The following is a 25,160-nucleotide window of genomic DNA, read 5'->3' as shown; positions in this document are numbered from 1 at the left end:
GTATTAGTGGATCTACTTAGGAATACCCATCGTTCGTGAAAGAATCGCGAAGGATTCACCTCTCTACTATTCGTCTCACCCGCTGATTCACACGGCTCGCCGAAACCGGCGAGTGATGGCAGCGGGTCCATGAAAACTTCCAACGAAGCAACCCCTGGAGACGATCTTGAAGAGAAAACAACTTGCTGTCGCTGCCGTAGGCGCGACCTTCGGCGCACTCGCAGCGAGCGGCGCACACGCGCAATCGAGCGTTCAACTTTACGGCCTCATCGACCTGAGCGTCCCCACCTATCAATCGCACGCGGATGCCAACGGCAACCACGTGATCGGCATGGGCATTGCCGGCGAACCGTGGTTCAGCGGCAGCCGCTGGGGCTTGAAGGGCGCCGAAGACATCGGCGGCGGCACAAAGGTGATCTTCCGGCTCGAAAGCGAATACCGCGCGAGCGATGGCCAGATGGAAGACCCGGGCCAGATCTTCGACCGTGACGCCTGGGTCGGCGTGGAAGACGAGCGCTTCGGCAAGCTCACGGCGGGCTTCCAGAACACCATCGCGCGTGACGCCGCGGCCATCTACGGCGACCCGTACGGCAACGCGAAGCTCACGACGGAAGAGGGCGGCTGGACCAACGCGAACAACTTCAAGCAGATGATTTTCTACGCGGCGAGCGCAACGGGCACCCGTTACGAAAACGGCCTCGCGTGGAAGAAGGTCTTCGATAACGGTATTTACGCGGCAGCGGGCTACGCTTTCGGCAATTCGACGAGCTTCGGCAATAACGCGAACTATCAGTTCGCACTCGGCTACAACGCCCCGACGTGGACGGCCTCGACCTTCTATAACCACGTGAACCGCGACGGCAACACGAACCAGGCGTTCTCGGTTGGCGGCAACTACACGATCGGCATCGTGCGCGCCAATGCGGGCTACTTCCGCTACTGGGGCAATCAGGGGGCGCTCGGCCAGCGTCAGGACAATGCGTGGACGGTCTCGTTCAAGCTCGTGCCGAAGGGCGCGCTCGACTACGAACTCGGCTACCAGCAAATGCGCACGCACAACGCCGCGTATAACGTCGATGGCAATATTCCGAACGCCAACATCGGCGCATTCGATCCCACGAGCGGGCTGCACAACGGCTTCAAGGAAACGCTCTACGGCTCGATCTTCTATCACCTGTCCAAGCGCACCGAAGTGTATCTGGCAGGCGACTACATGAAGCTGCACGGCGGCTACACGGTGGGCACGACCTTCGGTGCGACCAACCAGGTCGAAGTGACGACGGGCGTGCGCACGCGCTTCTGATCGGCCTTCTCACTCAACTTCGTAGCACGCGGGGCTCGATTCGTCAGGCGAATCGAGCCCCGCGGTGCTTTCTGCGGCATCAACCCGCGTCCACGCAGGCAACGCTCGGCGCCGTATAGGCAGAGGGGTAAGGCGATTCCGGGCCGCTCACGAGCCTCAAAGGCTGCGTGGCGAGGACATCGGCTTCCACCTGCTCGCGACGCGAGAGCGCGGCCGCTTCGCCGGCAGGCTGTGATGCGTTCACGCTGCAAAGCAGATTCCTTCCGCTCGATAACTGCACAGGCGTCTGGTAAGCCGAACCCGGCGGCGCGGCCAGCGCGCCGGCACTCCATAGCGCCGCGGCGCAAACGACGGCGCATCCTGGCAAGACGATCTTCATGGCTCACTCCTCACATTGCGGTGATCCATCTTCTGCCAACGATCGGCGCCGTTCCAGAGCGAATTCTGAAACTCACTCTTGCCATACACTCAACGGTCGGGTCGAGGCAGGCCGAGATTTCGGCCTCCGGCTCGAGCCGATTCTGAAATCTCGGATCGATGGCGGATTCGAGCCGAGTGGCGTTCCGGAAAATGGCAAAGAAATCAATGTGTTGCGGATTGTTCCAGACGTCGATGCGCGCTGGCACGGCTACTGCTTTATAGAGCTCCGACGGCCTATCCCTAATAGCCCGCAGCCCTCATTAAACAAGCACCGGAGATGCGACGCAGTCCGGTCGCGAAAACGAAGGAGACATCCCGTGCAGAACAGTGCATCCGTATCCGCCGCCTCGCAGGTCAACCAGGCGGTCCCCGAGTCATCCCAAACAACGCAAACCCGCTTCTGGCCCGAAGGCTGGTGGAAGCTGATGGAAATTCGCATCGGCATCATTCCGCTGCCGATCTACGTGATCCTGTTTGCGCTGATCGCGGGCTTCGCGGTCACCGGCAAGGTGCCCGGCGAGATCTCGATGGCCATCGCCGTGCTCGCTTTCTGCGGCTTCACGTGCGCCGAACTCGGCAAGCGCCTGCCGCTGCTGCGCAATATCGGCGCGGCGGCGATTCTCGCGACCTTCGTGCCCTCGGCGCTCGTGTACTACCACGTGCTGCCCACGCCCGTGCAGCACCTCACGGTCGAGTTCACGAAGCAGACCAACTTCCTCTATCTCTTCATCGCCTCGATCATCGTCGGCAGCATTCTCAGCATGGACCGGCGCGTGCTGATTCAAGGTTTCCTGAAGATCTTCATTCCGCTTGCGGCCGGCACGGTGGCGGCGACCATCGTGGGCACCGCGGTTGGCGCGGCGCTCGGTCTCGGCGTCAAGCACACGCTGCTCTACATCGTCGTGCCGATCATGGCCGGCGGCGTGGGCGAAGGCGCGATTCCGCTTTCCGTGGGCTATTCGGAAATCATGCACGTCGCGCAAGGCGACCTGTTCGCGCAGGTCTTGCCGCCCGTGATGCTCGGCAGCCTCATGGCGATCATCCTCTCGGGCATGCTCGACATGCTGGGCAAGCGTATGCCGCATCTCACCGGTAACGGCCGTCTTCAAGTCGGCGCGAGCGACGAACTGGCGTCGTCGAACGACGAGGCTCGCGGGCACGTGGACGTGAGCCACATCGCCGCGGCCGGTATCACCGCGATCACGCTGTACCTCATCGGCCTGATGGCGAACAAGCTGTTCGGCCTGCCCGCGCCGGTGGCGATGCTGTTCCTCGCCGTGCTCGTGAAGCTCGCGCGCGCGGTTTCGCCGCCGCTGCAGGAAGGCGCGTTCGTGGTCTACAAGTTCTTCTCGACTGCGGTCACCTACCCGCTGCTGTTCGCGATCGGCGTGGCGATGACGCCGTGGGACAAGCTCATGGCCGCGTTCACGCTCGTCAATGTCGTGACGATCGCCGCGACCGTCGTTACGCTGATGGGCACGGGCTTCGTGGTGGGCCGCCTGATGAAGATGTACCCTATCGACACCGCAATCGTGAACGCGTGCCACAGCGGCCAGGGCGGCACCGGCGACGTGGCGATCCTCACCGCCGCGAACCGAATGCAGCTCATGCCGTTCGCGCAGATCGCCACGCGCATTGGCGGCGCCATCGTCGTGACCGTGACGCTCATTCTGCTCGCGCATTTCGGCGCATGACGCGCGGCTGTGCGCCCCTCGTACGCGCCTTCGCGATCGTGGCGCCGGTGCATCCGGCGCGCGGTATCCGCTGAACCCGCCGTCTGGCGGCAGCCAATCGACGAGGGCGAACGTGCAGATGCGTTACAAGGGCATTCCATGGTGGGGATGGGCGGCGGCGGCCGTGCTGTATGTCGGTGCGGCCGCCGCCGCGGTGGAGTTCGCATGGAACCGTGCGATCGATGCGCTGGCCGACGTCGGCGAGCATCGGCTCGATCTTTACGCGGCGAGCCTGAAAAGCGAGCTGGGACGCTTCGAGATGGTCCCCGCGCTCGTGGCGCGCCAGGACAGCGTGCGCGCGTTGCTCAAGGCGCCGCCCGCTGAAGCGCATGGCATGTTGCCCGCGGTCGATGCCTATCTCGAAGCGGTCAACAACGATGTCGGCAGCGGCGCGGTCGACGTGATCGACGCGCACGGCACGGTGGTCGCCGCGAGCAACTGGAATCAGCCGGTCAGCTTCGTCGGCACCAACGTGTCGTATCGCCCGTACTTCAAGGACGCGCTCGCGCAGGGCCGCGGCCGCTTCTTCGGCATCGGCACGAACACCGGCATTCCCGGGCTCTACTTCGCCAGTGCGATTCACGACGGCGACACGGCGATCGGCGCGGCAGCCGTGAAGGTCAGCGTCGACGCGCTCGAATCCGCGTGGCGCACGCCTGGCGAGGCGGCCATCGTCGTCGACGGCAACGGCGTGATCGTGATCTCGACCCAGCCCGAATGGAAATTCACCGCGATGCGCGCGATGACCGAGCCGCAGCAGCGCGATATCCAGGCATCGCGCCAATACGCGGGGCGCATCGTCGAGGCGCTCCGATACCGGCGCGTGGGCGACTGGAATGACAGCGCGTGGATCGGCATCTTCCCCGACCTGCGCCGCGCGGGCCGCACGGCCCGCTTTCTCGTGATGTCGCGCCCCGCGCCGCAAGGGCAGGACACGATCATGGTGCTGCTCGACACGGCGGGCGCGCGGCGCCAGCAACGGCTTGCGTTCGCGTTCGTGACGGGCGTGTTTCTGATCGCCGCGCTCTACGCGCTGTATGCGGTGCAGCGCCGCCGTGTGATCGTGGAGAAGCTCAAGGCGCAAGAAGCCTTGCGGCGCGCGAACGATCAGCTGGAAACGACCGTGGCGCAGCGGACCGCCGCGCTCACGCAAGCGAACGCGCAGATGCAGCGCGAGATCGCCGAGCGCGAACGCACCGAGCAGCGTCTGCGCGCCACGCAGCAGGAAGTCGTCCATGCCGGCAAGCTTGCGGTGATCGGCCAGATGGCGGCGGGGCTCACACACGAACTGAACCAGCCGCTCGTCGCGATCCGCACGCTCTGCGACAATGCGCGTACCTTCTTCGAGCGCAATCAGGGCGCACAAGCGATCGCCAATCTCGAGCGCGTCGGCCGTCTCGTGGACAGCATGGCGGTGCTCACGAGCGAGCTGAAGGCGTTCGCGCGCAAGCCGGAAGTGGAGCGCGTGGCGGTGTCGCTCGGCGAAGCCGTCGCGCATGCTCGGCTCATCTACGAGTCGCGCATCCGCGACGAAGCGGTGCGCCTCGACGTGCGGATCGCGCCGGGCACGACGGTGTATGCGGAGTCGAGTCAACTGCAGCAGGTGATCGTCAATCTGCTCGGCAATGCACTCGACGCCGTGCGCGACGCGAGCACGCGCGTGATCGCGATCGAGGCGGGCGAGCCTGACACGCAAGGCCGTGTGCGCTTCACGCTCGAGGATAGCGGCCCCGGCATCGCGCCGGATGTGCTGGCGCACCTGTTCGAGCCGTTCGTGACGACCAAGCCGCGCGGGCAAGGACTCGGGCTCGGGCTCGCGATCACGTCGCGCATCGTCGAAGGCTTTGGCGCAAAAATCACCGCAACGAATCGCGACGAAGGCGGAGCCCGCTTCACGATCGAATTCGCGGCCGCCGAGCCGCAGAGGACAGAACATGGCAGATGAGATTCGGGTGCTGGTCGTCGAGGATGACGAGAATGTCCGCATCGGCGTCGAGCAGGCGGTGGCGCTGGCGGGCTTTCCGGTGAGCGCCTATGCGTCGGCGGCCGATGCGTATGCCGACATCGCGCCGGGCGCGCCGATCGTGATCGTCTCCGACGTACGCATGCCCGGCATCGACGGCCTGCAACTGCTCGATCACGTGATGGCGATCGACCCGCAAATTCCGGTGCTGCTGATCAGCGGGCATGCGGACATTTCGACGGCGGTCAGCGCGATGCGCGTGGGCGCCTACGACTTCATCGAAAAACCCTTCTCCTCCGATGTCATCGCGGGCCGCGTGGCGCGCGCGGTCGAGAAACGGCGGCTCACGCTCGAAGTCGAGGGCTTGCGCGCTTCGCTGCACAACTGGCAGGGGATCGAGGCGCTGGTGCTAGGCAAGTCGCCGGCCATGGCGGAGGTCCGCAAGAAAATTCTGCGTCTCGCGGATACCTCCGTGTCGGTGCTGATCACCGGTGAAACCGGCACGGGCAAGGAGTTGATCGCACGCAGCCTGCATGACTTCAGCGCGCGGCGCGACGCGCATTTCGTGGCGCTGAATTGCGGCGGTTTGCCCGAGCAGGTGTTCGAGAGCGAACTGTTCGGGCATGAGGCGGGCGCGTTCACGGGCGCGATCAAGAAGCGCGTCGGCAAGATCGAATGGGCGAATGGCGGCACGCTCTTTCTCGACGAAATCGAAACGATGTCGATGGCGCTGCAGATCAAGATGCTGCGCGTGCTGCAGGAGCGCGTGGTCGAGCGCCTCGGCGCAAACGAGCTGATTCCGGTGGATTGCCGGATCGTTGCCGCTTCGAAGGCCGACCTCGCGGAAGTGTCTGCGCAAGGAGGCTTTCGCGCCGACCTGCTGTACCGGCTGAACGTCGCGCAGATCGAATTGCCGCCGCTGCGCGAGCGGCGCGAGGACGTTCCCCTGCTGTTCGAGCATTTCGTGCTCGCGGCCGCGCGGCGTTTCGGCACGCCGGCGCCGGTCGTGACGGCTGCGCAAGTGTCCGAGCTCATGACGCACGCATGGCCCGGCAACGTCCGCGAGCTGCAGAATGTCGCTGACCGCTTCGTGCTCGGGCTGACTGGCGACAGCCTGCTTTCAGCGGGCGCGGCTACCGTGAAAGGGGAGACGCTGGCGGACCAGCTGGCGTATTTCGAGCGGATGCTGATCGAGAACACGCTGCGCCGCCATCAAGGCAACGTCGCCCAGGCGAGCGAGGAGCTCGGGATGCCGAAGAAAACGCTGTATCACAAGCTGCGTCAGCTGAAGATCGCGGATCGCGACACGCAGGGCGACGAGAAGGACGACAAAGACCTCTGACCGGATTAATTGGTGCGGTACGTGGTCGTCGACGATTGCAGCCTGGTGAGCGCGCCGTTCTTGAGCCGGAACCAGCCCTCCGAGCCTTGCATCACGACTTCGTCGGGTTGCCAGAACACGCGCTTGATCGTCATGCGCGTGTTCACGTGCTGCACGAGCGGCGGATTGTGGCGAAAGTCGTACAGCACCGGGCCGTATGCGGTTTGCACGAGCATGCGCGTAATCGTGCTGTTGTCGTGGCCCACTTCGTCGAAGTGCGCGAGCGTCTTCGCGTCGAAGCGGTCGAAGATATCCTTGCCGAGGACCGCCACGAAGTCGCGGTCGTCGCGCACGAATTGCACCGTGCCTGCGGCGGTGGCGAACGAGCCGGTCGCGTCGCTTTGCGCATGAGCGCAGGTCACGAACGAGGCGGCGGTGAGTGCGGCGAGTAACAGTCGTTTCATGTTGCTTTCCAGTGGCTTCGCAGGATTTTCGTTCATTTCTGTCGCTGCGTCGAAAATTCAAGGGTTCGAGAGTGCCGCGAGCAGGCGTCGCGATCACGTACGCCGTGCAGAGCGATGCCCTCGACAATCACTAACCGATGAGGCCGTGAAGGACCTGTGCAGCCGGATGTCGACGTCGAATTCTCCATGTTCCGGCTCGCGGATGGACAGAGCGCAAGTCTACCGCGGCAAGCATGCCTCGCCGACGGTAAACGGAAGAGGCGCCCGGCCCGCAGAACAATGTCCGCGGGCCGGGCGCCTGGGGGTACAGCTTGTTTCGCGCGACCAGGTGGCCGCCCGGTTCGATTAGTTCGCCACGTAGCCCGTGGGCAGCGTCGCATTGGCGCTCGCCACCGAAGCGTTCTGCGAAATCACATACACCGGCGACTCGGTCAGGCTCAGCGCGACCTTGCCGTTGGTGTAGCTCTTCGTGGTCGGATTGCCCATTTCATCGAGCACGGTGACCGTGCCGCTCGTGCCGGGTGCATCCACCGCGAGGCTGTAGCCCACGCTATAGGTCGAGCTGTAGCCGGCGCTCGCGCTCCACACACTGTTGTTGTGCGTCCACAAGGCCGTGATGACCGCGCCGTTGTTGAGCTGCTGGAACGCGTAGGCGTAGACGCCCGAGGGGGTCTTCTTCACCGGACCGAGCGTGTTGGTGCCGTCGAGAATACGCGTCATGGCCGCGACGGACATGGCCGCGGGCTTCGGGCTGATGTTCTGCGCGCCATACTGACCCTGTGCGTCGGCGAGATCGAAGAACGTGCCGTAGCCCACGAGGCCCGGGAAGTCGGCACCGTAGAAGATCCAGGTTTGATCGGCGCCTTCGCCCAGAATGATCAGGTGGCTGCGCGCCACCACTGCGCCTTGCGCGTACAGGATATTGCCGGTCGGATAGTTGGGACCGTACGACGAACCGTTGTCGTAGCTGATGCCAAGCTCCGTGCTGAACAGCTTCGTGCCCGGCTTGTAGTCAGCCGCCATTTCGCTGCGCAGCGCGCGCATTTGTCCCATCAGCGAGCCGGACGCGTTGGCCGGATCGGTTTCCTGACGCTCGGGCGGGAACGAAGGCGAGCTGCCGTTGATGTCGTAGTAGCCGTGCGTCGTCACGCCGTCGATGTCCTGCGCGTAGCCGAGCGGCGCGAGGGCCTTGAGGTGATCGGCCGTGCCGGACGGCGCCGTATCGGTCGGCCCCATCACGACTGCGTGCGGGTCGGTCGAGTGAATACCTTGATAGACGGCCTGATAGAGCTGCACGAATTGCGTGTTGTTGCCTTGCCATTGGGCGTCCGGTTCCCAGGTGAGCTGGTAGTAGTTCGACGCCTGCTTCGGAAAATAAGCCGTCCGAATGAGGTTCGACTCCGTACCGATCCGGCTCATGTAGTTCTGGTAGTACGAGAGGTTACTCGGCGGAAGGGCTTCGTCCTCGAACGCGCCGGTCGGGCTCGCCCAGGCGGGAATGCCGTCCAGACGCACGAGCCGCATCACGTTGCCCGTGTTGTAGAACGGGTCGAGATTGTTGACGTTCGGGTTGAAGGTGTTGGGGCCGTTCGGCTCCATGTTGTACAGCTCGCGGTGGTCGTACGTCCACGAGATGCCGAGCGAGGAGAGCACCGAAGTGTTGTCGTCTTCGCCTTGCATGCCGAAGCGGTGCAGGTCCTGATGCGAATACGTCACAGTCGGCACGATGCCGGCCAGATTGGGCAGCACGCCGAAGGTCGCGGTACCGGCGGGGCGGGTGCCCAGTTCGGGGAGTTGACCGCCGGCGGTCGCGAGCTTGGCGGTCACGGCAAAGTAGCCCGCGAGCGTCGACGAGCAGCTCAGCGTGGTCGTCACCGGGCCTGCCGTCACGCGCAGGCTGCCGCTCGTGACCACCTTGCCGAGATGGTCGCTGATCGACCAGTTCACGGTGTCGGCCGCGGGCGCGTTGGTGGTGAACGCGAGGGGAAATGCCGCGCCCGAGGCGAAGACACGGCCGCTCTGCGTGGTCGGCGTATCGACGCTCACCAGTTCGCTGCTGGAGCCCGCGCTCGATTTCACGGCGGAGCCGCAGTGCAGTGTGCCGCGCGTGGTGGTGGCCGCATTTGCGGTGGCGTCCATGGCAGTCGCGTCACTCGCGCTTTGTGCCGTGGCCGAGGCATTGGTTGCATTCGCACCGGAGCTTCCGGAGCCGCCGCCGCACGCCGCGAGGAACAACGACGACGACAGCAAGAGATAGAAGAGTTTCATCGATCGAAGAAAAAAAAGACAAAACGACGCCCAGCCGGCGACGGCGCGCGATAGCGCTCGGATGCTGGCTAAGGTCTGAAGAATGAGATTTAACGGACGCTGCACAACGGCTCGATGAGCCCTGCGCCCGCTACGTGCGCCGCGCGGCTCGCGCTATTGCGCGAACGTGCGTATCTGTCCTTGCTTTCACGTGGGTAAATCTTGCACCCTCGCTACGGCTGCCCCGTCGGGAATTCGGCCCTGCGCTGGATCCCTGAAGGAGGGGAGACGTGCGCAATTTTTTCGGACGAAGATTACGAAGTCACTGCTTGAAGTCAGACGCGCGGCGGATATTACCGATAATTCCCCCTGCCATGTGAAAATCAGACGTAACAAAATGTCACACGAATTGGCTCGAGTTTCAATTACCGAAACTTAGTCAATTTTCGCCAATAGCAAGGTATTAATTACCTCAAATGCAGAAGGTAATGCTTACTGCATGGATCGCGTGTTTCGCCTGCTATTGCCGGCTATATCGGCAGTTCTGGGATGGCCTGAAGTGTATCGATGTAATTTATTCTTTCGTCTATATTTCCCTTTTAAATTGCTTTCTGTTTTATTCGGGTCGGATTTTAATTGACTCTATTGATATTATTGGGAGCAAGTAGGGCGTCGAGTTGACCGAGGCGGGCCGTCACGCGTTTTCAAGCGCGGTGGCGGTGCACGACCAGTTGCAGTCGCTGGCGCGGGAAGTCCGGTCGCTCAGCGGCGAGGTGGCGGGCGTGGTGCGCCTGTTCGCTAACGCGTCCGCAATCATTGGTTTTCTGCCGGAACGGCTCAAGGACTTTCAGGCGCGCTACCCGCTCGTGCAGATCGCCCTGACCGAACAGATCAGCGACGGTGTAGTGCGGGCCTGTATGGAAGACCGCGCGGACGTGGGGATATCCTCGAGCGCCAGGTGCCGATCGAGCACTTCATCGCGCCGCACGCCGCCGTCTAGATTTCCCCTCAAGGAGAAATTGGATGGCAACACTGGAATTGACCGGCCGCGTACTGTTTCTTTGCAATGACCCGGGGCAGGTCGAGCGGCAATTGAACGGCGCCGATCTGCCCGGCGTCACGCCGGACGCATTGAAAGACACGTGTCGACCGATGAGATCACGCCGATGAGCGTGCTCACGCGCTTCGACGACCGCCTCGGCCGCGTGCGTTATCTCGGCTTTCAGACCGGCGAGCACAATCCTGTTGGTATGGATTCCGTACTAAATGGCGGATTCAGCGTGACCGTGGCCGGCAATCGCTACGGCAAGGGATCCCCGTAACAACTCATGCTGGCATTTGCGCTCAATAAATCGAGGCTCGTTCGCCTGATCGAGCATCGATATCCTCTACTCGTCAACGAGCGGATCACACTGGCAGCCACCGATCTCTGAGTGCGTTCCGGACGGCTCGCCAATATTTACCCGACTGATCAGCGCGAAGCCCCCGAGACCTTTCGTCAACGGGGGCTTCGCTTTTGCCAGGCGCATCGATGGCGGGCGTTCCCACGAGCTGACCCTTGCACGCGGCGATAAAACACGCCTCTGCCTTCGCGCTTCGCCGCGGGTCGGATTCGCGACTCGCGTAGTAGCTGCCAGGTTCTATCAGTTCCGGTGAATAGCGAGGGATGTCGAACCGGCGGATCTGTAGCCGGCCCATTGCCGACGAACATGGCACGTGCGCGCAGGCTCAGCGATCCACCCGCTGCTGCCACTGGGCCGGATAGCGGTCGCCCACGACCTGGATCTCGTTGAGCGCCGCTTCGATCCCGGCGAGATCGCTGGCGCTCAACTCGACACTGGCCGCGCCCACGTTCTCGTCGAGCCGGGAAAGCTTCGTGGTGCCAGGAATCGGCACGATCCACGGCTTTTGCGCGAGCAGCCAGGCCAGCGCGATCTGCGCGCGCGTCGCGCCTTTGCCCTCGGCCAGGCGGCCGAGCACGTCGACCAGCTCCGCGTTCGCCTTGCGGTTCTCCTGCGTAAAGCGCGGCACCATGGCGCGGAAGTCGCTCTGGTCGAACGACGTGCGCTCGTCGATCGCGCCGGTCAGAAAGCCCTTGCCGAGCGGGCTGAACGGCACGAAACCGATGCCCAGCTCCTCGAGAACCGGCATCACCTTGTGCTCCGGCTCGCGCCACCAGAGCGAATACTCGCTCTGCAGCGCCGCGACGGGCTGCACGGCGTGGGCGCGGCGGATCGACTGCTCACCCGCTTCGGAAAGGCCGAAGTGCTTGACCTTGCCCTCGCGGACCAGGTCCTTCACCGTGCCGGCCACGTCTTCCATCGGCACGTTCGGATCGACGCGATGCTGATAGAACAGGTCGATGCGATCGGTCTTCAGGCGCTTGAGCGATGCTTCGGCCACGGCGCGGATGCGCTCGGGGCGGCTATCCATGGGCTTCTTCGAATCGCCGTCCTGAAAGCCGAACTTCGTGGCGATCGCCACCTGATCGCGAATCGGCGCGAGCGCCTCGCCAACCAGTTCCTCGTTGACGAAGGGCCCGTAGACTTCGGCCGTGTCGAAGAACGTGACGCCGCGCTCGAACGCCGTGCGGATCAGGCGGATCGCGTCGTTCTTTTCGGTGGCGGGGCCGTAGCCGAAGCTTAAGCCCATGCAGCCAAGGCCCAACGCGGAAACTTCGAGGCCGTTCTTGCCGAGTGTGCGCTTTTGCATGTCTTGCTCCTTTTTGCGTGAACTGAAATGACCGGCGCTCCTGTTCGCACGGAAGCCGCCTTCTACCCGACCGAGTGTAGGTTCCTGCAGGCCACTCAACAATGCCGCTAAACTTGCATGGGGTATTGAAGGAAATTCACAGATGGTGCGCACCGGCTTATCCGAACTGACGGCCTTCGTGACGATCGCCGAGCAGCATAGCTTCAGCGGCGCGGCGCGCATGCTCGGCGTTTCGCCTTCCGCGCTCAGCCACACCGTGCGCAACCTGGAGGCGAAGCTCGGCGTGCGCCTCCTGAACCGCACCACGCGCTCCGTGGCGCTGACCGAGGCGGGCGAGCGGCTGCTTAGCCGCGTTCGGCCTGCCATGGCCGATCTCGAAGACGCCGTCAACGACGTCGCGACCGCGAGCAACCGGCCTTCGGGATCGATCCGCGTCAGCGCCTCGGAATCGGGGGCGCGCCCGCTGATTCGCCATGTGCTGCCGGGGTTCCTCGCCCGCTATCCGGACATCCGCGTGGAGTTCGTGGCGGACTCGCGGCTCGTGGATATCGTGGCCGGTGGCTTCGACGCCGGTGTGCGCGTGCTCGAAGACGTGCCGCGCGACATGATCGCCGTGCGCTTCACGCAGGACATGCGCTTTGGCGCGGTGGCCTCGCCCGCGTATCTGGCGCAGCATGCGCCGCCGCGCGCGCCGCACGACCTCGAGCAGCACCGCTGTATCCGCTTTCGCTTCGAGAGCGGCGCGCTGTTCCGCTGGGATTTCGCGCACCGCGGCAAGAGCGCCAGCATCGACGTGGACGGGCCGCTCACGCTCGGCAACCTCAACCTGATGGTCGAGGCGGCGCTCGCCGGGGTGGGCGTGGCCTGGGTGCCGGAAACGCTCGTGGCCGAGCATGTGGCTGGCGGGCGGCTCGTCCACCTGCTACCCGAGTGGGGGCCGGTGTTTTCGGGGCTCTGCCTTTACTATCCGGCCAATCGCCATCCGCCCGCGGCGCTGCGCCTGTTCGCGCAGGCCGTGCGCGAATGGGCCGATGCCGCACCGCAGCGCAAGCCGCAAACATGAAAGGACGCGGTGAAATGAACCGACCTGCAATGTATTGTGTCCCGTGCCCGCGCCGATACAGTGGGATACAAAGCCGCTCGCGGCATGGGGTATAAACGCATCATTCCCTGCACACGGAGTCCGAACATGCACGCCGATGGACTTGCGGCCCGCCGCACACCGCCGGTTTTAGCGGGCGGCGCGGCAATGCGCGCGCTGCACTGGCCGCGCACGCTGTTCGCGCGCCTCGCCCTGATCCTTTGCGTCGGCCTCGCGCTCGCGCAGGGGCTGTCGTTCAAGCTCACGATGACCGAGCGCAACGACGCCACCGCGAACATGATGACCAATTACATCTCGCGCGAAGTCGCCATCTCCGTGGCGCTGCTCGACCATCTGCCCGCCGCCGAACGTGCCGCGTGGCTGCCGCAGCTCGCGCGGCGCACGTATAGCTTCATCCTCGGTCCCGGCACGCCGGGCGAGCCGCCCGAAGCGAGCCGCTCGAAGAACGTGGCCTCGGCCATCGCGGCGGGCCTGGGTGACAAGTACGCGCTCACGACCAATTCGGTGCCCGGCAAGCACGAACGCCTGCAGATCCACCTGCAGCTGTCGGACGGCTCGCCGCTCACGATCGATTACCGCCCGGGTCCCGCGCTGCCCCTGTCGGGCTGGCTGCCGGCCGTGCTCATCGCCCAGCTCGTCGTGCTGGCGGCGTGCTGCTGGTTCGCGGTGCGCACCGCCACGCGGCCGCTGCACGAACTCGCGCGTGTGGCCGACGCGCTCGGCCCGGACCTGAAGGCGGAGCGTCTGGAGGAAGAAGGGCCCTCCGAAGTGGCGCGCGCGGCGCGAGCGTTCAACGCGATGCAGGAGCGCATCTCGGCGCACGTGGCCGAGCGCATGCAGATTCTCGCGGCCATCTCCCACGATTTGCAGACGCCGATCACGCGCATGCGCCTGCGCGTGGACCAGATGGACGACGAAGCGCAAGCGGGCAAGCTCGCGCAGGACCTGCACGAGATGGAGCAGCTGGTGAAGGAGGGCGTGGCCTACGCGCGTACGCTGCACGGCACCGGCGAAGCGCCCGCCCGCGTCGACCTGGATGCGCTGCTCGACAGCCTCGTATGCGACTACGTGGATGCGGGCTCGCCCGTGACCTTCGAGCGCCGCCTGAACGTGGCGATCGTCACGCGCGTGCAGGCGTTGCGTCGCATCGTCGGCAATCTCGTCGATAACGCGCTGAAGTACGGGAGCACGGCGGCCATCGAGGTGAGCGCGTCGCCGCGGGACAAGACCGTCACGATCTCGGTGCTCGACAGCGGTCCCGGCATTCCGGAGGAAGCGCTCGAGAAGGTGTTCGAGCCGTTCTACCGGCTCGAGACCTCGCGCAACCGGGGCACGGGCGGCACGGGTCTCGGTCTCGCAATCTCGCGCCAGCTCGCCGTGGCGATGGGCGCGGAACTCACGCTGCGCAACCGGCCCGAAGGCGGCCTGGAAGGGCGGCTCGTGCTGCGCGGCGCGCAGGCGTGAATGGCGGCGCGCCACGAGCGCCCGGTCGTGCGAATCAAGCGGTTACTCAGGCGAGCGGAATGAACACGTTGAACTGGCCTTCCTCGGGATGGCGCGAGCGATGGCCCTTGCCAATGGTGTCTTCGCACAGCACGACCGTGCCCGGCTCGCAGTGGCGCGTGTCGCCGTCGCTCGTTTCGAACTCGACCCAGCCGGTCATCCAGATCACGAACTGACGAACCGGCGTGGTGTGCCAGTCCGCCTCGTTGAGGCCGGCCGGCACCCAGCCGAAGCGCACCGCCTTCGCCGGCTCCCACGTCGACAGGTAAATGGGCGGGATGTTCGGAAAGAGCTCGAGTGGCGTGAGCGGGATATCGATGTCCTCGAAATGGGACTCACCCTGGGCGTCGGCGTAGATGCGCAGACATTTCATGGGGACCTCCTGGAGCCGTTCTCTGCGTTTCGCTCGCTATCAGCTTGCGAGCATAAACAATGCCGGTTTGTGGCTGGCCCGGCTGTGGTCATCGCCGGCCATTTCAGGTCGATATGCGTCGCGCCGGATGGGCGCTAGCGGTCATTGTCGTCCCGAATCGGGCGGGGCGGTTCCAGGTTGTACGCGGCGGGTGGCGCGCTATCCATCACCCATCGAAATAATGGAGAGCAAGATGAGCACGTCGACGAGCACGACCCGCTGGAAGGGTTCCTGTCATTGCGGTGCGGTAAAGTTCGAAGTCCACACGCCGATCGAGCCGGCCGGGCGTTGCAACTGCAGCCTGTGCCGCCGCAAGGGCGCGCTGATGAGCCCGCCGTTCGAGGGCCGTGAACTGACGATCCTCGCGGGCGAAGACGCGCTCACGCTGTACCAGTTCAATACGGGCGTGGCGAAGCACTTTTTCTGCAGTCACTGCGGCATTTATCCGTTTCACCAGACGCGCAGGGACCCGGCGCGCTGGCGCGTCAATCTCGGCTGCCTGGAGGGTTTGGACGTCTACGCGCTCGAAGCGTCGGTTGCCGACGGTGCGAGTCTTTCCCTGGTGGAGGACGCATGAAACGCCTGCTCGCCATCCTGTTCTTCGCGGCGAGCGGCCTGGCTGCGGAGATTGCGCATCCGGTGTACTGTTCGTGCATCGCAGAAACCCGTTCACGCCTCGGGCGCAAGGAGAAAAATACCAATGACGGAAAAGATGGATCACGTTCTGATCGTCGATGACGATCGCGGCATACGTGAACTGGTCGGAGCCTACCTCGAAAAGAACGGCATGCGCGTGTCGCTGGCCGCGAACGGGCGAGAAATGCGCTCGGTGCTGGAGGGTGGCGCGCCCGACCTGATCGTGCTCGACCTCATGATGCCCGGCGACGACGGGCTCGTGCTATGCCGCGAGCTGCGTGCGGGCAAGTTCCGCGCCGTGCCCGTGGTGATGCTCACTGCGCGCAACGAAGAGACTGACCGCATCGTGGGCCTCGAAATGGGCGCCGACGACTATCTACCCAAGCCGTTCGCCGTGCGCGAACTGTTCGCCCGCATCCGCTCGGTGCTGCGCCGCACACGCATGCTGCCGCCGGGCATGGAAGTGAGCGAGGCGGCGCAACTGCTCGCGTTCGGCGACTGGCGACTCGACACCACGGCGCGGCATCTGCTCGACGCCGAGGGCACGATCGTCGCGCTGAGCGGCGCGGAATACCGGCTGTTGCGCGTGTTTCTCGACCATCCGCAGCGCGTGCTGACGCGCGACCAGCTGCTGAGCCTCACGCAAGGCCGCCAGGCCGACGCGTTCGACCGCTCGATCGACCTGCTCGTGAGCCGGTTGCGCCAGCGCCTGCGCGACGAGGCGCGCGAGCCGCGTTACATCAAGACGCTGCGCAGCGAGGGGTATGTGTTCTCCTCGGCGGTGACCACGGTCGAAGCACCGGAGTAACGCCGGCCCGAGTCAGGTCTGGCCGAAGAAATGCAGCAATGCTTCGGCCACCGCCGCGGGCTGCTCCTCCGGCAGGAAATGGCCGCAGTGGGCCAGCGTCGCGCCTTGCACCTCATCGGCGTAAGGGCGCAGCGGACCGGCCATGTCGGCAATCGAGCCCTGATCGGCGCTCAGCGCGAGAACGGGCATCCGCAATTTGCCGCGCGTGCTCAACTCGCGATTCTGACGCGCCGAAACATCGGCCGCTCGGTAGTAGGCCAGCCCCGCGCGCAATCCGCCTTCCTTCGTGAACACGCGCAGATATTCGTCGATATCGGCATCCGTGAAGGTTTGCGGATTCGCCGTTTTGCGGCGCAGAAACCACTCCAGATACGCGCGCTCCTTGCCCGCTATCAGCAGCTCCGGCAGATCGGGCACCGCATGGAAGGCGAAGTGCCAGGTGCGCCACGCGCGCTCGGGCGCGACTGGCAGCGCTTCCGGCAGCGTGATGCCGGGAATGCCGGCGTCGAGCAACGCAAGGCTCGACACTTCATCGCCGAACAGTGCCGCATAAGGGTAAGCGACCCAGGCGCCGACATCATGAGCGGCGAGGTGATAGCGGCGTGCTCCGAGCTTGCCGAGCAGCGTGTGCAGGGCGGTTGCGAGCGATTGCGTGTCGTAGCCACCTTGTGGGCGGTCGGAGTCGCCCTGGCCGGGCAGGTCCGGTGCGATCACGCGATAACGCCCGGCGAGCAGCGGCATGACATTGCGCCACGCGAACCAGCTTTCCGGATAGCCTGCCAGCAGCACGACTGTTTCGCCATCCTTATTTCCGCCGATTACGTAATGGAGCCGTGTGCCTTCGACAGTTTCGAAGCGATGCGCGAAGCCGGGCAGGACGGGGTCGGCCAGCGACGCTGGACCGTGGTCGATGATGCGTGAGAGCGTATTCATGGCGTGAAGCTCCTATGGATTTGAGGAACGTAGGCGAAGATTGGAAATATTCATTTCCAAATTGGCTAAAAAATTTTCAACGCAGCAAGCGCATGGCTTCGTCGGCCGCGGCAAGCATGTCGCGCTGCGTGCGCCCGGATTTGCCGATCAAACGAAAGCCGTGGAGCAGGGCGAGCAACGTGCGCGCCATCGCCGGGACATGGACTTCCGCTGCAACCGAGCCGTCTTGCTGGCCTTGCTGGAGGAGTTCGCGCAGCATCTCTTCGGTGCGCCGCATGGCGGCTTCGATGCGCGTGGCGACTTCGTCGTCGAAAGTGGCGAGCGCCGTTGCGCTGGAAACCACGAGGCATCCGCGCCGACCCTCGCTGCCATGGGAAGATTCGGCGTAGAAAAGGAAGATGACGCGGATCTTCTCGCTTGCTTTGGACTGCTTGTCGAGGCGATGACGCAGTTCGGCGTTGCGCGTAGTGACGTAATGGTCGAACGCGGCGAGAAAGACACCGCGCTTGTCGCCGAATGCCTTGTAGAGGCTCCCTGCTGTCAGGCCCGTTGCTTCGCTGAGATCGCCTACGGAGGTGGCGTGGTAACCGCGCTCGCGGAAAACGCGCACGGCGCCGTCCACGACGGTTGCCATGTCGAACTCGCGTGGGCGGCCGGGGGAGCGGGACAGGGGTTGGGATGGGTGCTCGGATGCCATGGGGAGATTATAGGAAATGTTTATTTCCTAATCAACAGCCTCATTTCAAACACCTCACTCCACACTCTCCCCCCGCCCCTTATGCTGCGCCGCGAGCCTTTCCTGATGCGTCGGCGGCACCGGATCGTAGTGGCTCAGCTGAATGCTGTAATTCCCATGCCCGCCCGCGAGTGAATTCAGCCGCGACTGATAATCGTTGAGCTCGGCAAGCGGCACCTTCCCCGCAATGACCATGGCCTGCCCGCCCATCGTGCGCGTGCCATGCACCTGCCCACGCCGCGCCGAAAGATCGCCGATGATGTCGCCCATCGCGGCCTCGGGCGTCATCACCTCGATATCGACAATCGGTTCGAGCACGATAGGCTGCGCTTTCAATACCGCATCGATAAACGCCTTGCGCCCCGCGGTAACGAACGCCACTTCCTTCGAATCCACCGGATGGTGCTTGCCGTCGTACACGATCACGCGCACGTCCTGCATGGGAAAGCCCGCGAGCGGCCCGCTGTCGATCACCTGCAAGATGCCTTTTTCCACGGCAGGCATGAACTGCGAAGGAATCGCGCCGCCTTTCACTGCATCCACGAACTCGAAGCCCGCACCGCGCGGCAAGGGCTCGACGCGCAACATGACTTCGCCGAACTGGCCCGCGCCGCCGGTCTGCTTCTTGTGCCGGCAATGGCCCTCGGCTTTGCCGCCAATCGTCTCGCGCCACGCAATCGTCGGCGGACGCGTCACGACATCGAGTTTGTACTGATCGGTGAGCCGCTCCAGCATGTAGCGCAAGTGCAGTTCGCCCAGGCCGCGGACCACGGTTTCATTGGTCCCTTCGGGGTGATCGATCTGCAGGCAAGGATCTTCTGCCGCGAGCTTTTGCAGCACTTCCCACACGCGTTGCTCGTTGCCGGGTCGCGCCGGCTCGATAGCGAGACCGTAAATCGGATTGGGAAACGCAGGCGGCGTGAGGTGGATGTTGCCGTCTTCGGGCGCGTCGTGCAGCACGGCGTCGAAGCCGATATCGTCAGCCTTCGCCACCGCGCAGATATTGCCGGGCCCCGCGCGCTGCACCTCCGTATGCTCCTTGCCCTGCAGCATCAGCAGATGCGCGACCTTGAACGGCTGTCGCGCGTTGCCGATATAAAGCTGGCTGTCGCGCGTCACCGTGCCCTGATGAATGCGAAACACCGCCACCTTGCCGATATACGGGTCCATCACGATCTTGAACACATGCGCGAGCACGTGCTTGTCGGCATCCGGCTCGGCGCGCACGGGCTCCTTGCCTTCCTTGCCCTCCACTTCGCGGTAGAACAGCGGTGGATTGCCTTCGGTGACATTGGGCAGGAGCCGCACGAACACGTCGAGCAGTTGCGCGATGCCCGCACCCGTCGCCGTAGAAGTGAAGCACACCGGGACGAGATGGCCTTCGCGCAACGCGCGTTCGAACGGCTCGTGCAGTTGCTCGGGGCTGATGGCTTCGCCTTGTTCGAGGTACAACTCCATCAACTCGGGATCGAGTTCGATCACCTGGTCGACGAGCGCATTGTGCGCTGCCTCCACGGAATAGAAATCGGCCTCGCCAGCCGGGTTGAAAAAGCAGTCCACCACTTCGCGGCCGCCTTGCGCAGGCAGATTGATCGGCAGGCAGGTCTTGCCGAAGGTCTCCTGGATCTGCTCGAGCAGCCCCGGCAAATCGACCTTCTCCGCGTCGATGCCGTTCACGATGATCATCCGGCACAGCTTGCGCTGCTGCGCGTACGCCATCATGCGGGTCGTCGTCATCTCGATGCCGGTGCGCGCATTGATGACGATGGCCGCCGTTTCCACCGCGGGCAGCGCGCTCATCGACATGCCGGCGAAGTCGGGGTAGCCGGGTGTGTCGAGCAGGTAGATGCGCGTGTCCTGGTGGTCGAGGTGGGCGATGGCGGAGTTGAGGGAGTGGTGGTATTTGCGTTCGAGGGGATCGAAATCGCAGAGGGCGGTGCCGCGATTCACGCTGCCTGGCGCGTGCAGCGCGCCGCCCTGGTGCAGGAGCGCTTCGGCAAGCGAGGTCTTGCCGCAGCCGGCATGGCCGACCAGAGCGATCGTGCGGATGGCTTCGGGACTGTAATCCATTTGTCGATCCATTGTTGTACAGATTTATCCGGTATGACCCACGAGCGTTTCCAAATTTCACTGTATAATCAATAGGTTGCCAACATAATGAGTCCGGTTCGATCCATTTTGTTCCGACTGCTGCCATGTGTCCAGTGGTGGGCTAGATGGTGGGTCAAAATCCTGGGAAATACCCTATGCCGATGCTGACCGACCGCGCGCTGCGCAACCTGAAACCCGGCGACATGCCGCTCAGTGATAGTCAGGTACCCGGACTGATGATTCGACCCAATGCTAACGGCGGCAAGTGGGCGCTACGTCTACGTCGCTGCGCGACGCCCGAGCGCGTGCGCTGGCAATGCGCAGCCAGATCGATGGTAGCCATGACCCCATCCAGGAGCGCAGACGCGAGCAGGTGATTATCGAGCGGGATGCGAAGGTGCCCACGTTCTTGCAGGCCGCCGTGAAAACGCATGAGAAGGCTAAGAGTGGCTGGAGGCAAGCCGACGGCACAAACGCGCGGCGGTGGCTCAGTAGCGTGAAAGCGCACCTGGCACCGCTGCTGGAGCGCCGGGTCGATACGCTCAAGCCGCGTGACTTTTTCGATGCGCTCGAGTCCGCATGGATCGAGTGCCTGCGTGTCGCGGATAACGTCTTTCAGCGTGCTAGCGCGATCATGGAATGGGCGTTCGCGGCGTACCCGGAGCGCGCGATGTGTAATCCGGTGCCAAGCGCGCGCGTTGCTGCCGAGCAGAAGCGCGCGGCAGTCGAAGCCAAAGCACCACCCCGCGATCCTGCATACCGATGCACCCGTGTTCATGCGAGCGCACCTTGCGGGCATTGAGCCGCACGAGCTTACGCGCGTGCACGTTCGTTCTGCTGCACACGGCGGTTCGGCCCGGTTTCCGATGTGGATCTGCAGACGTTCTTTCGGGAAACCGGCATTGTGTCGGATACTCCGGGCCGCACGCCTGTGCCCCATGGTTGTCGTGCGTGCTTTCGCGGTTGGGTCGACGCCCAAGGTTACGATCCCAGACATGGCGAGCGACAGCTTGCGCACCGGCCACGCGGAGAGACGGCGGTGGCATATCAACGAGATACGATGTTTGAGCGCCGCGCGGTCCTCATGGGCGCATGGACGAATTACCTGCACGGGCGAGCAGCCGCAGGTGACAACGTTATTCCGCTTAACGTGAGTGCGGCAGCATAAAAGAACCGCGCCTTGTGCGAATATCGAACGTTTGAAGCTGGCCAAAGTTTGAGCCGACTTGAAGATCGAGGCGTTCGATCTGAGGTATGGCAAGATCGCCGAGGGATCCGGTCTGGTCCCGTCACGGGTGGACGCCGATCGGCGGCAGCACGCATTGGTGTACGAGTGCTGAAATGCGAAGCCAGAGACGCTTCGCGACCCTTCGGAGACGTTCACGGCACGTTCAGGTGCGACCGCTTCCGAACCGCCTGCGGACGATCAAACCATGCGGTTGACTTCCTGTCGATAGCGATGCACGTCCCGCGTGACGAAGCCGATTTCGCGGCTCGGGATATCGAACCACTCGGGGTGGCCGAACGAGCGGCGAATATCCTCGAGACCGCTCGCCCAATGCTCGCGCATCGTATCCTTGCTGAATTCATAGTCCTTGTAGTGCCCCTCGAACGATTTATTCTTGTAGATCAGGTGCACGACATTCACCGCACTGCCATCCGCCGTGTTCTGTGCCTCCCGCAACAAGGGGTGCGCAAGCCGTACCTTTTCGGGAATGTGTTCGAGCAGCGCCTTGATCATCTGGGCGTGCTTCTGGTTCTGCGACATGAACGCGGTGATCGCTCGCGTCCGGCTCGAATATTGAATGTCTTTGGTGCGCTCGCTGACGTCGAGGAAGTCACCTGGTAGCTTGCCTCGCGAGCTCCACAGATCGATCTGGAAAACGAGTGTGTCCTTATGCTGGCTTTCCCTGATGATCTCTGTGAGCGGTGTGTTGGAAACCAGTCCGCCGTCCCAGTAGAACTCTCCATCGATCTCGACGGCTGGAAAGCCCGGCGGCAGCGCGCCGGATGCGATGAAATGCTCCGGTGCCAGACGCATTGTCGAATTGTCGAAGTACACGAGATTGCCCGTTCGCACATTGACCGCCCCAACGGATACGTGAATCTTCCCGTCATTGATCCGATCGAAGTTTGCGTATCGCAAAAGCGTTTCACGCAACGCGGACGTGTCGTAATAGCTGACCTTGTCAGGACGTTTCCGGCCGAGCCCTGCGAGAGGCGTAGGCGTGCGCGGGGAGAAGAACCCGGCCTGACCTTCCATCAGCGTGCGCGTCGCCGCCCATGCGCTCGACCACCGGCGCCCCATATCTTCAAGCCCCGGCCACGTTGGAATCCGCGCACCGACATGCGAGAAGAAATCCGCGGGCTGACTGATCGTGTTCCAGAAGCCGCGCAGCGCCTCCATCCGGTCCGCAGGCGCATTGCCGGCGATGATCGCCGTATTCAGCGCGCCGATGGATACCCCGGATATTCGCGTCGGTTCCACGCCGACTTCGGCCATACCTTCATATACGCCGGCCTGATATGAGCCCAGTGCGCCGCCGCCCTGCAGCACGAGTCCGATTTCGTCATATGCCGGGAGCTTGATGGGATGGGGCTGATGCAGCTTGTTACGCTGGCTCGGATACATGGTTGCCTCCTTACTGCATGAACCAGCCGTGGCTGACCACAATCGATTGTCCGGTGAGAGCGCTAGACTCGAAGCCGGCGAGGAATGCAACCGTGTTCGCGACATCTTCCAGCGACGTGAATTCGCCGTCGACTGTCTCCTTCAACATTACGTCCTTCACAACCTGCTGCTCAGAGATTCCCAAGGCTTTGGCCTGCTCGGGGATCTGCTTGTCGACCAGCGGGGTTCTCACGAAGCCCGGACACACGACATTGGCGCGCACGCCACGTGGTCCACCTTCTTTCGCGACAACCCGGGCGAGACCGAGCAGCCCGTGTTTCGCAGTCACATAGGCCGACTTGAGCTGCGACGCCTCGTGCGAGTGCACCGAGCCCATGTAGATCACCGCGCCACCATTGTTCGCCGCGTACATATGCTTGATGACGGCCTTGGTCGTCAGGAATGCGCCGTCGAGGTGAATCGCCAGCATCTTCTTCCAGTCGGAAAATGGGTAGTCCTCGATCCGGTTGACGATCTGGATGCCTGCATTCGACACGAGCACGTCGATGCCGCCGAGCCGGTTTACCGTTTCGGCCACACCCGCATTGACCGCTTCTTCGCTGGTCACGTCCATCGCAACGGCGAACGCTTTCCCGCCATTGGCGGCGATTTCCTTAGCGACATTTTGAGCGTTCGCGAGATTCAGATCCGCGATCACGACCGTCGCGCCGTCTGACGCAAGCTTGCGTGCACACTGTTCGCCGATACCGCTTGCTGCACCCGTAACGAGCGCGACCTTATCATTCAATGCCATACGTCCTCCGGGGGTTTACTGGTTGACCGCGAGTTTCAACGACTCGGCAGGGGCGAGATAGTCATAGACCACGTCGCCGACATCGAGCGTCAGATTTGCAATGACGTGACGTGCGCCGATCACCTTGCGAACCGGCAGATCAGCAACCGATGCGAGTGCGTGCGGATGTAGCTCGAGCGCTGCAGGTCCCTCCCACGCGCCGATCACGTCGACGTCACGCAGGAAGAAGCGCACCAGTTCGCAAATGCGTACCGAGCCATCTACGTGGGGAATGACCTTGAGCAGGTAGTTGGGCGTGTCGGCGAGCTTGCGGCACTCGGCCGCTGTGTCGAGCGCGCGATACTTGTAGCCCATCGTCCCGGTGGCGATGCGCTGCGTTCCGTAGTCGAGCGTGCCGAGGAGCGTGTCCTTGCCATCGACACAGAGCTTTGGCGAAGCCAGCTTCTTGGGAAACCCCCAGATTTCGCGTCCACCGGCGATCGGGCCTTCGTCGTCCAGATACATCGCGTGCGTGAAGTTGGCGCGATTGCCGTCCTCATCCCGCACCGAAATCACCTGACCGCTTTCCGTGTAGTTGCCGAATCCCGACGAATCGGGCATGCGGATAAATTCGTAGTGGACGATAGCGTTGTCGACCGTCAGCGGTTCCGGAACGACGGCCCTTAGCGCATCCATGTCCGTTTCATACGAGATGATGAAATACTCCCGATTGATGAAGCGGAAGGGCGGACGGGGATACGCCGGATTGTGTACGGGCATCGCAAAGGCGTTGTTGCGGATATCTTCTTCTGTCACGGGTCGTTCCTCGCATGGTGAGAGGTTGCGCAACGCGCATCGCAACAGCTTTTGCTGCCGCGACCAATGACGTGCACGCGCAAGGCAGTGAAGACTTGCTGTGCGCGTTTGCACGTTTCTTTTGTAGTGTTGTGTTTCACGGCTTGCATCAGGCATCGTGCGCCATCGCCGTCAGGACAAAGCGTAAGCGTGGTCGTCTTGCGGCAGTAGCCCTGCAAAGGAACTCCCCGTGTTGTCTATGCGACAACAATCAACGGCAGGAGGGTAGATGCACAGCGTGTCGCACCTGGTGGTATTTCTGGTGGTATGTTTTTCCGCGTAGAATCGCGGATGCCTGTTGGTGAAGGATGACGCGGCAATTTTCGAGTCTGGCCCACGGCCCGCACTGCAACTTGAGCGGCCACTGGTTGATTTGGCTCGGCGGCGTAGCGAAATCGCCCCAGCGAAGTGTCAGGACGGTCTGAATGCGAGCACCGGTCAGGAGCGCGACGTAGTGCATTAGCTCGTCTCGCGATTGCCCAGATGCTTCAGCGCGTTGACCAGTGCTTTCTGCTCA

24 protein-coding genes are annotated in these 25,160 nt (G+C 63.4%); 12 read left to right on the top strand and 12 right to left on the bottom strand.

Annotated features, from left to right (window positions below):
• Positions 1-154 precede the first annotated feature (154 nt).
• Complete coding sequence (locus BFD71_RS24725) at positions 155-1,303, top strand: porin (protein ID WP_370684310.1); 1,149 nt, start codon at positions 155-157, stop codon at positions 1,301-1,303.
• A 79-nt stretch (positions 1,304-1,382) separates the two neighbouring features.
• Here BFD71_RS24725 and BFD71_RS24720 read toward each other — a convergent pair whose 3' ends face one another.
• Both BFD71_RS24720 and BFD71_RS40750 read right to left on the bottom strand, forming a co-directional pair.
• Positions 1,383-1,682: a hypothetical protein gene (locus BFD71_RS24720; RefSeq protein WP_069266952.1), complete on the bottom strand. Its 300-nt coding sequence runs from the start codon at positions 1,680-1,682 to the stop codon at positions 1,383-1,385.
• A gap of 10 nt (positions 1,683-1,692) precedes the next feature.
• Positions 1,693-1,929, bottom strand: a complete 237-nt coding sequence (locus BFD71_RS40750) for a hypothetical protein (protein ID WP_141710796.1) — start codon at positions 1,927-1,929, stop codon at positions 1,693-1,695.
• Positions 1,930-2,040: 111 nt separating this feature from the next.
• Between BFD71_RS40750 and BFD71_RS24715 the strand changes: the two genes are divergently transcribed.
• The 3 genes from BFD71_RS24715 (at position 2,041) to BFD71_RS24705 (ending at position 6,761) form a co-directional block, all read left to right on the top strand.
• Positions 2,041-3,417, top strand: a complete 1,377-nt coding sequence (locus BFD71_RS24715; protein ID WP_069266951.1) for a 2-hydroxycarboxylate transporter family protein — start codon at positions 2,041-2,043, stop codon at positions 3,415-3,417.
• Positions 3,418-3,535: 118 nt separating this feature from the next.
• Complete coding sequence (locus tag BFD71_RS24710; RefSeq protein ID WP_069267049.1) at positions 3,536-5,401, top strand: ATP-binding protein; 1,866 nt, start codon at positions 3,536-3,538, stop codon at positions 5,399-5,401.
• The gene (locus BFD71_RS24705; protein WP_069266950.1) at positions 5,391-6,761 is read left to right on the top strand and encodes a sigma-54-dependent transcriptional regulator; all 1,371 of its coding nucleotides are present in this window, start codon (positions 5,391-5,393) and stop codon (positions 6,759-6,761) included. The genes BFD71_RS24710 and BFD71_RS24705 overlap by 11 nt, the downstream gene beginning before the upstream one ends.
• 5 nt (positions 6,762-6,766) lie before the next feature.
• Here BFD71_RS24705 and BFD71_RS24700 read toward each other — a convergent pair whose 3' ends face one another.
• Both BFD71_RS24700 and BFD71_RS24695 read right to left on the bottom strand, forming a co-directional pair.
• Positions 6,767-7,204, bottom strand: coding sequence for a hypothetical protein (locus tag BFD71_RS24700; protein ID WP_069267048.1), 438 nt, complete (start codon positions 7,202-7,204; stop codon positions 6,767-6,769).
• A gap of 345 nt (positions 7,205-7,549) precedes the next feature.
• Positions 7,550-9,472, bottom strand: coding sequence for a hypothetical protein (locus tag BFD71_RS24695; protein ID WP_069266949.1), 1,923 nt, complete (start codon positions 9,470-9,472; stop codon positions 7,550-7,552).
• A 656-nt stretch (positions 9,473-10,128) separates the two neighbouring features.
• Here BFD71_RS24695 and BFD71_RS40745 point away from each other — a divergent pair.
• Both BFD71_RS40745 and BFD71_RS41575 read left to right on the top strand, forming a co-directional pair.
• On the top strand, positions 10,129-10,521 hold the full coding sequence (locus BFD71_RS40745; protein ID WP_069266948.1) for a LysR substrate-binding domain-containing protein: 393 nt from the start codon (positions 10,129-10,131) through the stop codon (positions 10,519-10,521).
• 72 nt (positions 10,522-10,593) lie between these two features.
• Entirely contained in the window at positions 10,594-10,773 is a 180-nt protein-coding gene (locus BFD71_RS41575; RefSeq protein WP_069266947.1) for a hypothetical protein, read from the top strand.
• Positions 10,774-11,179: 406 nt separating this feature from the next.
• On the opposite strand, the gene BFD71_RS24680 is transcribed toward BFD71_RS41575, so the two are convergent.
• On the bottom strand, positions 11,180-12,163 hold the full coding sequence (locus BFD71_RS24680; protein WP_069266946.1) for an aldo/keto reductase: 984 nt from the start codon (positions 12,161-12,163) through the stop codon (positions 11,180-11,182).
• Positions 12,164-12,305: 142 nt separating this feature from the next.
• Here BFD71_RS24680 and BFD71_RS24675 point away from each other — a divergent pair, with 142 nt between their 5' ends.
• Positions 12,306-13,226: a LysR family transcriptional regulator gene (locus BFD71_RS24675; protein ID WP_069266945.1), complete on the top strand. Its 921-nt coding sequence runs from the start codon at positions 12,306-12,308 to the stop codon at positions 13,224-13,226.
• A 186-nt stretch (positions 13,227-13,412) separates the two neighbouring features.
• Entirely contained in the window at positions 13,413-14,729 is a 1,317-nt protein-coding gene (locus BFD71_RS24670) for an ATP-binding protein (RefSeq protein WP_069267047.1), read from the top strand.
• Positions 14,730-14,775: 46 nt separating this feature from the next.
• Here BFD71_RS24670 and BFD71_RS24665 read toward each other — a convergent pair whose 3' ends face one another.
• Positions 14,776-15,141 carry a hypothetical protein gene (locus BFD71_RS24665; protein WP_069266944.1) on the bottom strand — a complete coding sequence of 122 codons (366 nt, stop codon included), beginning with the start codon at positions 15,139-15,141 and terminating at the stop codon, positions 14,776-14,778.
• Between the two features lie 232 nt (positions 15,142-15,373).
• Here BFD71_RS24665 and BFD71_RS24660 point away from each other — a divergent pair, with 232 nt between their 5' ends.
• From BFD71_RS24660 to BFD71_RS24655, 3 genes are read left to right on the top strand one after another with little or no spacing between them, the layout of a single operon-like run.
• Positions 15,374-15,757, top strand: coding sequence for a GFA family protein (locus BFD71_RS24660; RefSeq protein WP_069267046.1), 384 nt, complete (start codon positions 15,374-15,376; stop codon positions 15,755-15,757).
• The gene (locus BFD71_RS41570; RefSeq protein ID WP_176732956.1) at positions 15,754-15,918 is read left to right on the top strand and encodes a hypothetical protein; all 165 of its coding nucleotides are present in this window, start codon (positions 15,754-15,756) and stop codon (positions 15,916-15,918) included. Before BFD71_RS24660 ends, BFD71_RS41570 begins: the two co-directional genes overlap by 4 nt.
• Positions 15,881-16,624, top strand: coding sequence for a response regulator (locus BFD71_RS24655; protein ID WP_069266943.1), 744 nt, complete (start codon positions 15,881-15,883; stop codon positions 16,622-16,624). Before BFD71_RS41570 ends, BFD71_RS24655 begins: the two co-directional genes overlap by 38 nt.
• 12 nt (positions 16,625-16,636) lie before the next feature.
• Here the strand turns inward: BFD71_RS24655 and BFD71_RS24650 are convergent, their stop codons facing one another.
• The 3 genes from BFD71_RS24650 to fusA all read right to left on the bottom strand — a co-directional run bounded on the left by BFD71_RS24650 (position 16,637) and on the right by fusA (position 20,363).
• Positions 16,637-17,557, bottom strand: coding sequence for an alpha/beta fold hydrolase (locus tag BFD71_RS24650; protein WP_069266942.1), 921 nt, complete (start codon positions 17,555-17,557; stop codon positions 16,637-16,639).
• Positions 17,558-17,633: 76 nt separating this feature from the next.
• Positions 17,634-18,191 (bottom strand): TetR/AcrR family transcriptional regulator, encoded by a 558-nt coding sequence (locus BFD71_RS24645; protein ID WP_069266941.1) that lies wholly within the window; start codon positions 18,189-18,191, stop codon positions 17,634-17,636.
• A gap of 117 nt (positions 18,192-18,308) precedes the next feature.
• A complete protein-coding gene (fusA, locus tag BFD71_RS24640) occupies positions 18,309-20,363 on the bottom strand; it encodes an elongation factor G (protein ID WP_069266940.1) in 2,055 nt (684 codons plus the stop codon).
• 337 nt (positions 20,364-20,700) lie between these two features.
• Between fusA and BFD71_RS24635 the strand changes: the two genes are divergently transcribed.
• A complete protein-coding gene (locus tag BFD71_RS24635; RefSeq protein ID WP_069266939.1) occupies positions 20,701-21,186 on the top strand; it encodes a phage integrase central domain-containing protein in 486 nt (161 codons plus the stop codon).
• Positions 21,187-21,810: 624 nt separating this feature from the next.
• Here the strand turns inward: BFD71_RS24635 and BFD71_RS24630 are convergent.
• From BFD71_RS24630 to BFD71_RS24620, 3 genes are read right to left on the bottom strand one after another with little or no spacing between them, the layout of a single operon-like run.
• Positions 21,811-23,016 carry a DUF3734 domain-containing protein gene (locus tag BFD71_RS24630; RefSeq protein ID WP_069266938.1) on the bottom strand — a complete coding sequence of 402 codons (1,206 nt, stop codon included), beginning with the start codon at positions 23,014-23,016 and terminating at the stop codon, positions 21,811-21,813.
• Between the two features lie 10 nt (positions 23,017-23,026).
• Complete coding sequence (locus BFD71_RS24625) at positions 23,027-23,809, bottom strand: 3-hydroxybutyrate dehydrogenase (RefSeq protein ID WP_069266937.1); 783 nt, start codon at positions 23,807-23,809, stop codon at positions 23,027-23,029.
• Between the two features lie 15 nt (positions 23,810-23,824).
• Positions 23,825-24,604, bottom strand: coding sequence for an acetoacetate decarboxylase (locus BFD71_RS24620; protein ID WP_083245455.1), 780 nt, complete (start codon positions 24,602-24,604; stop codon positions 23,825-23,827).
• Positions 24,605-25,160: the final 556 nt, after the last annotated feature.

It is taken from the genome of Paraburkholderia nodosa, assembly GCF_001718195.1.
Classification (GTDB): domain Bacteria; phylum Pseudomonadota; class Gammaproteobacteria; order Burkholderiales; family Burkholderiaceae; genus Paraburkholderia; species Paraburkholderia nodosa_A.
The sequence above is the reverse complement of the archived record's forward strand: the minus strand, read 5'-3'. Positions and strand labels throughout refer to the sequence as shown.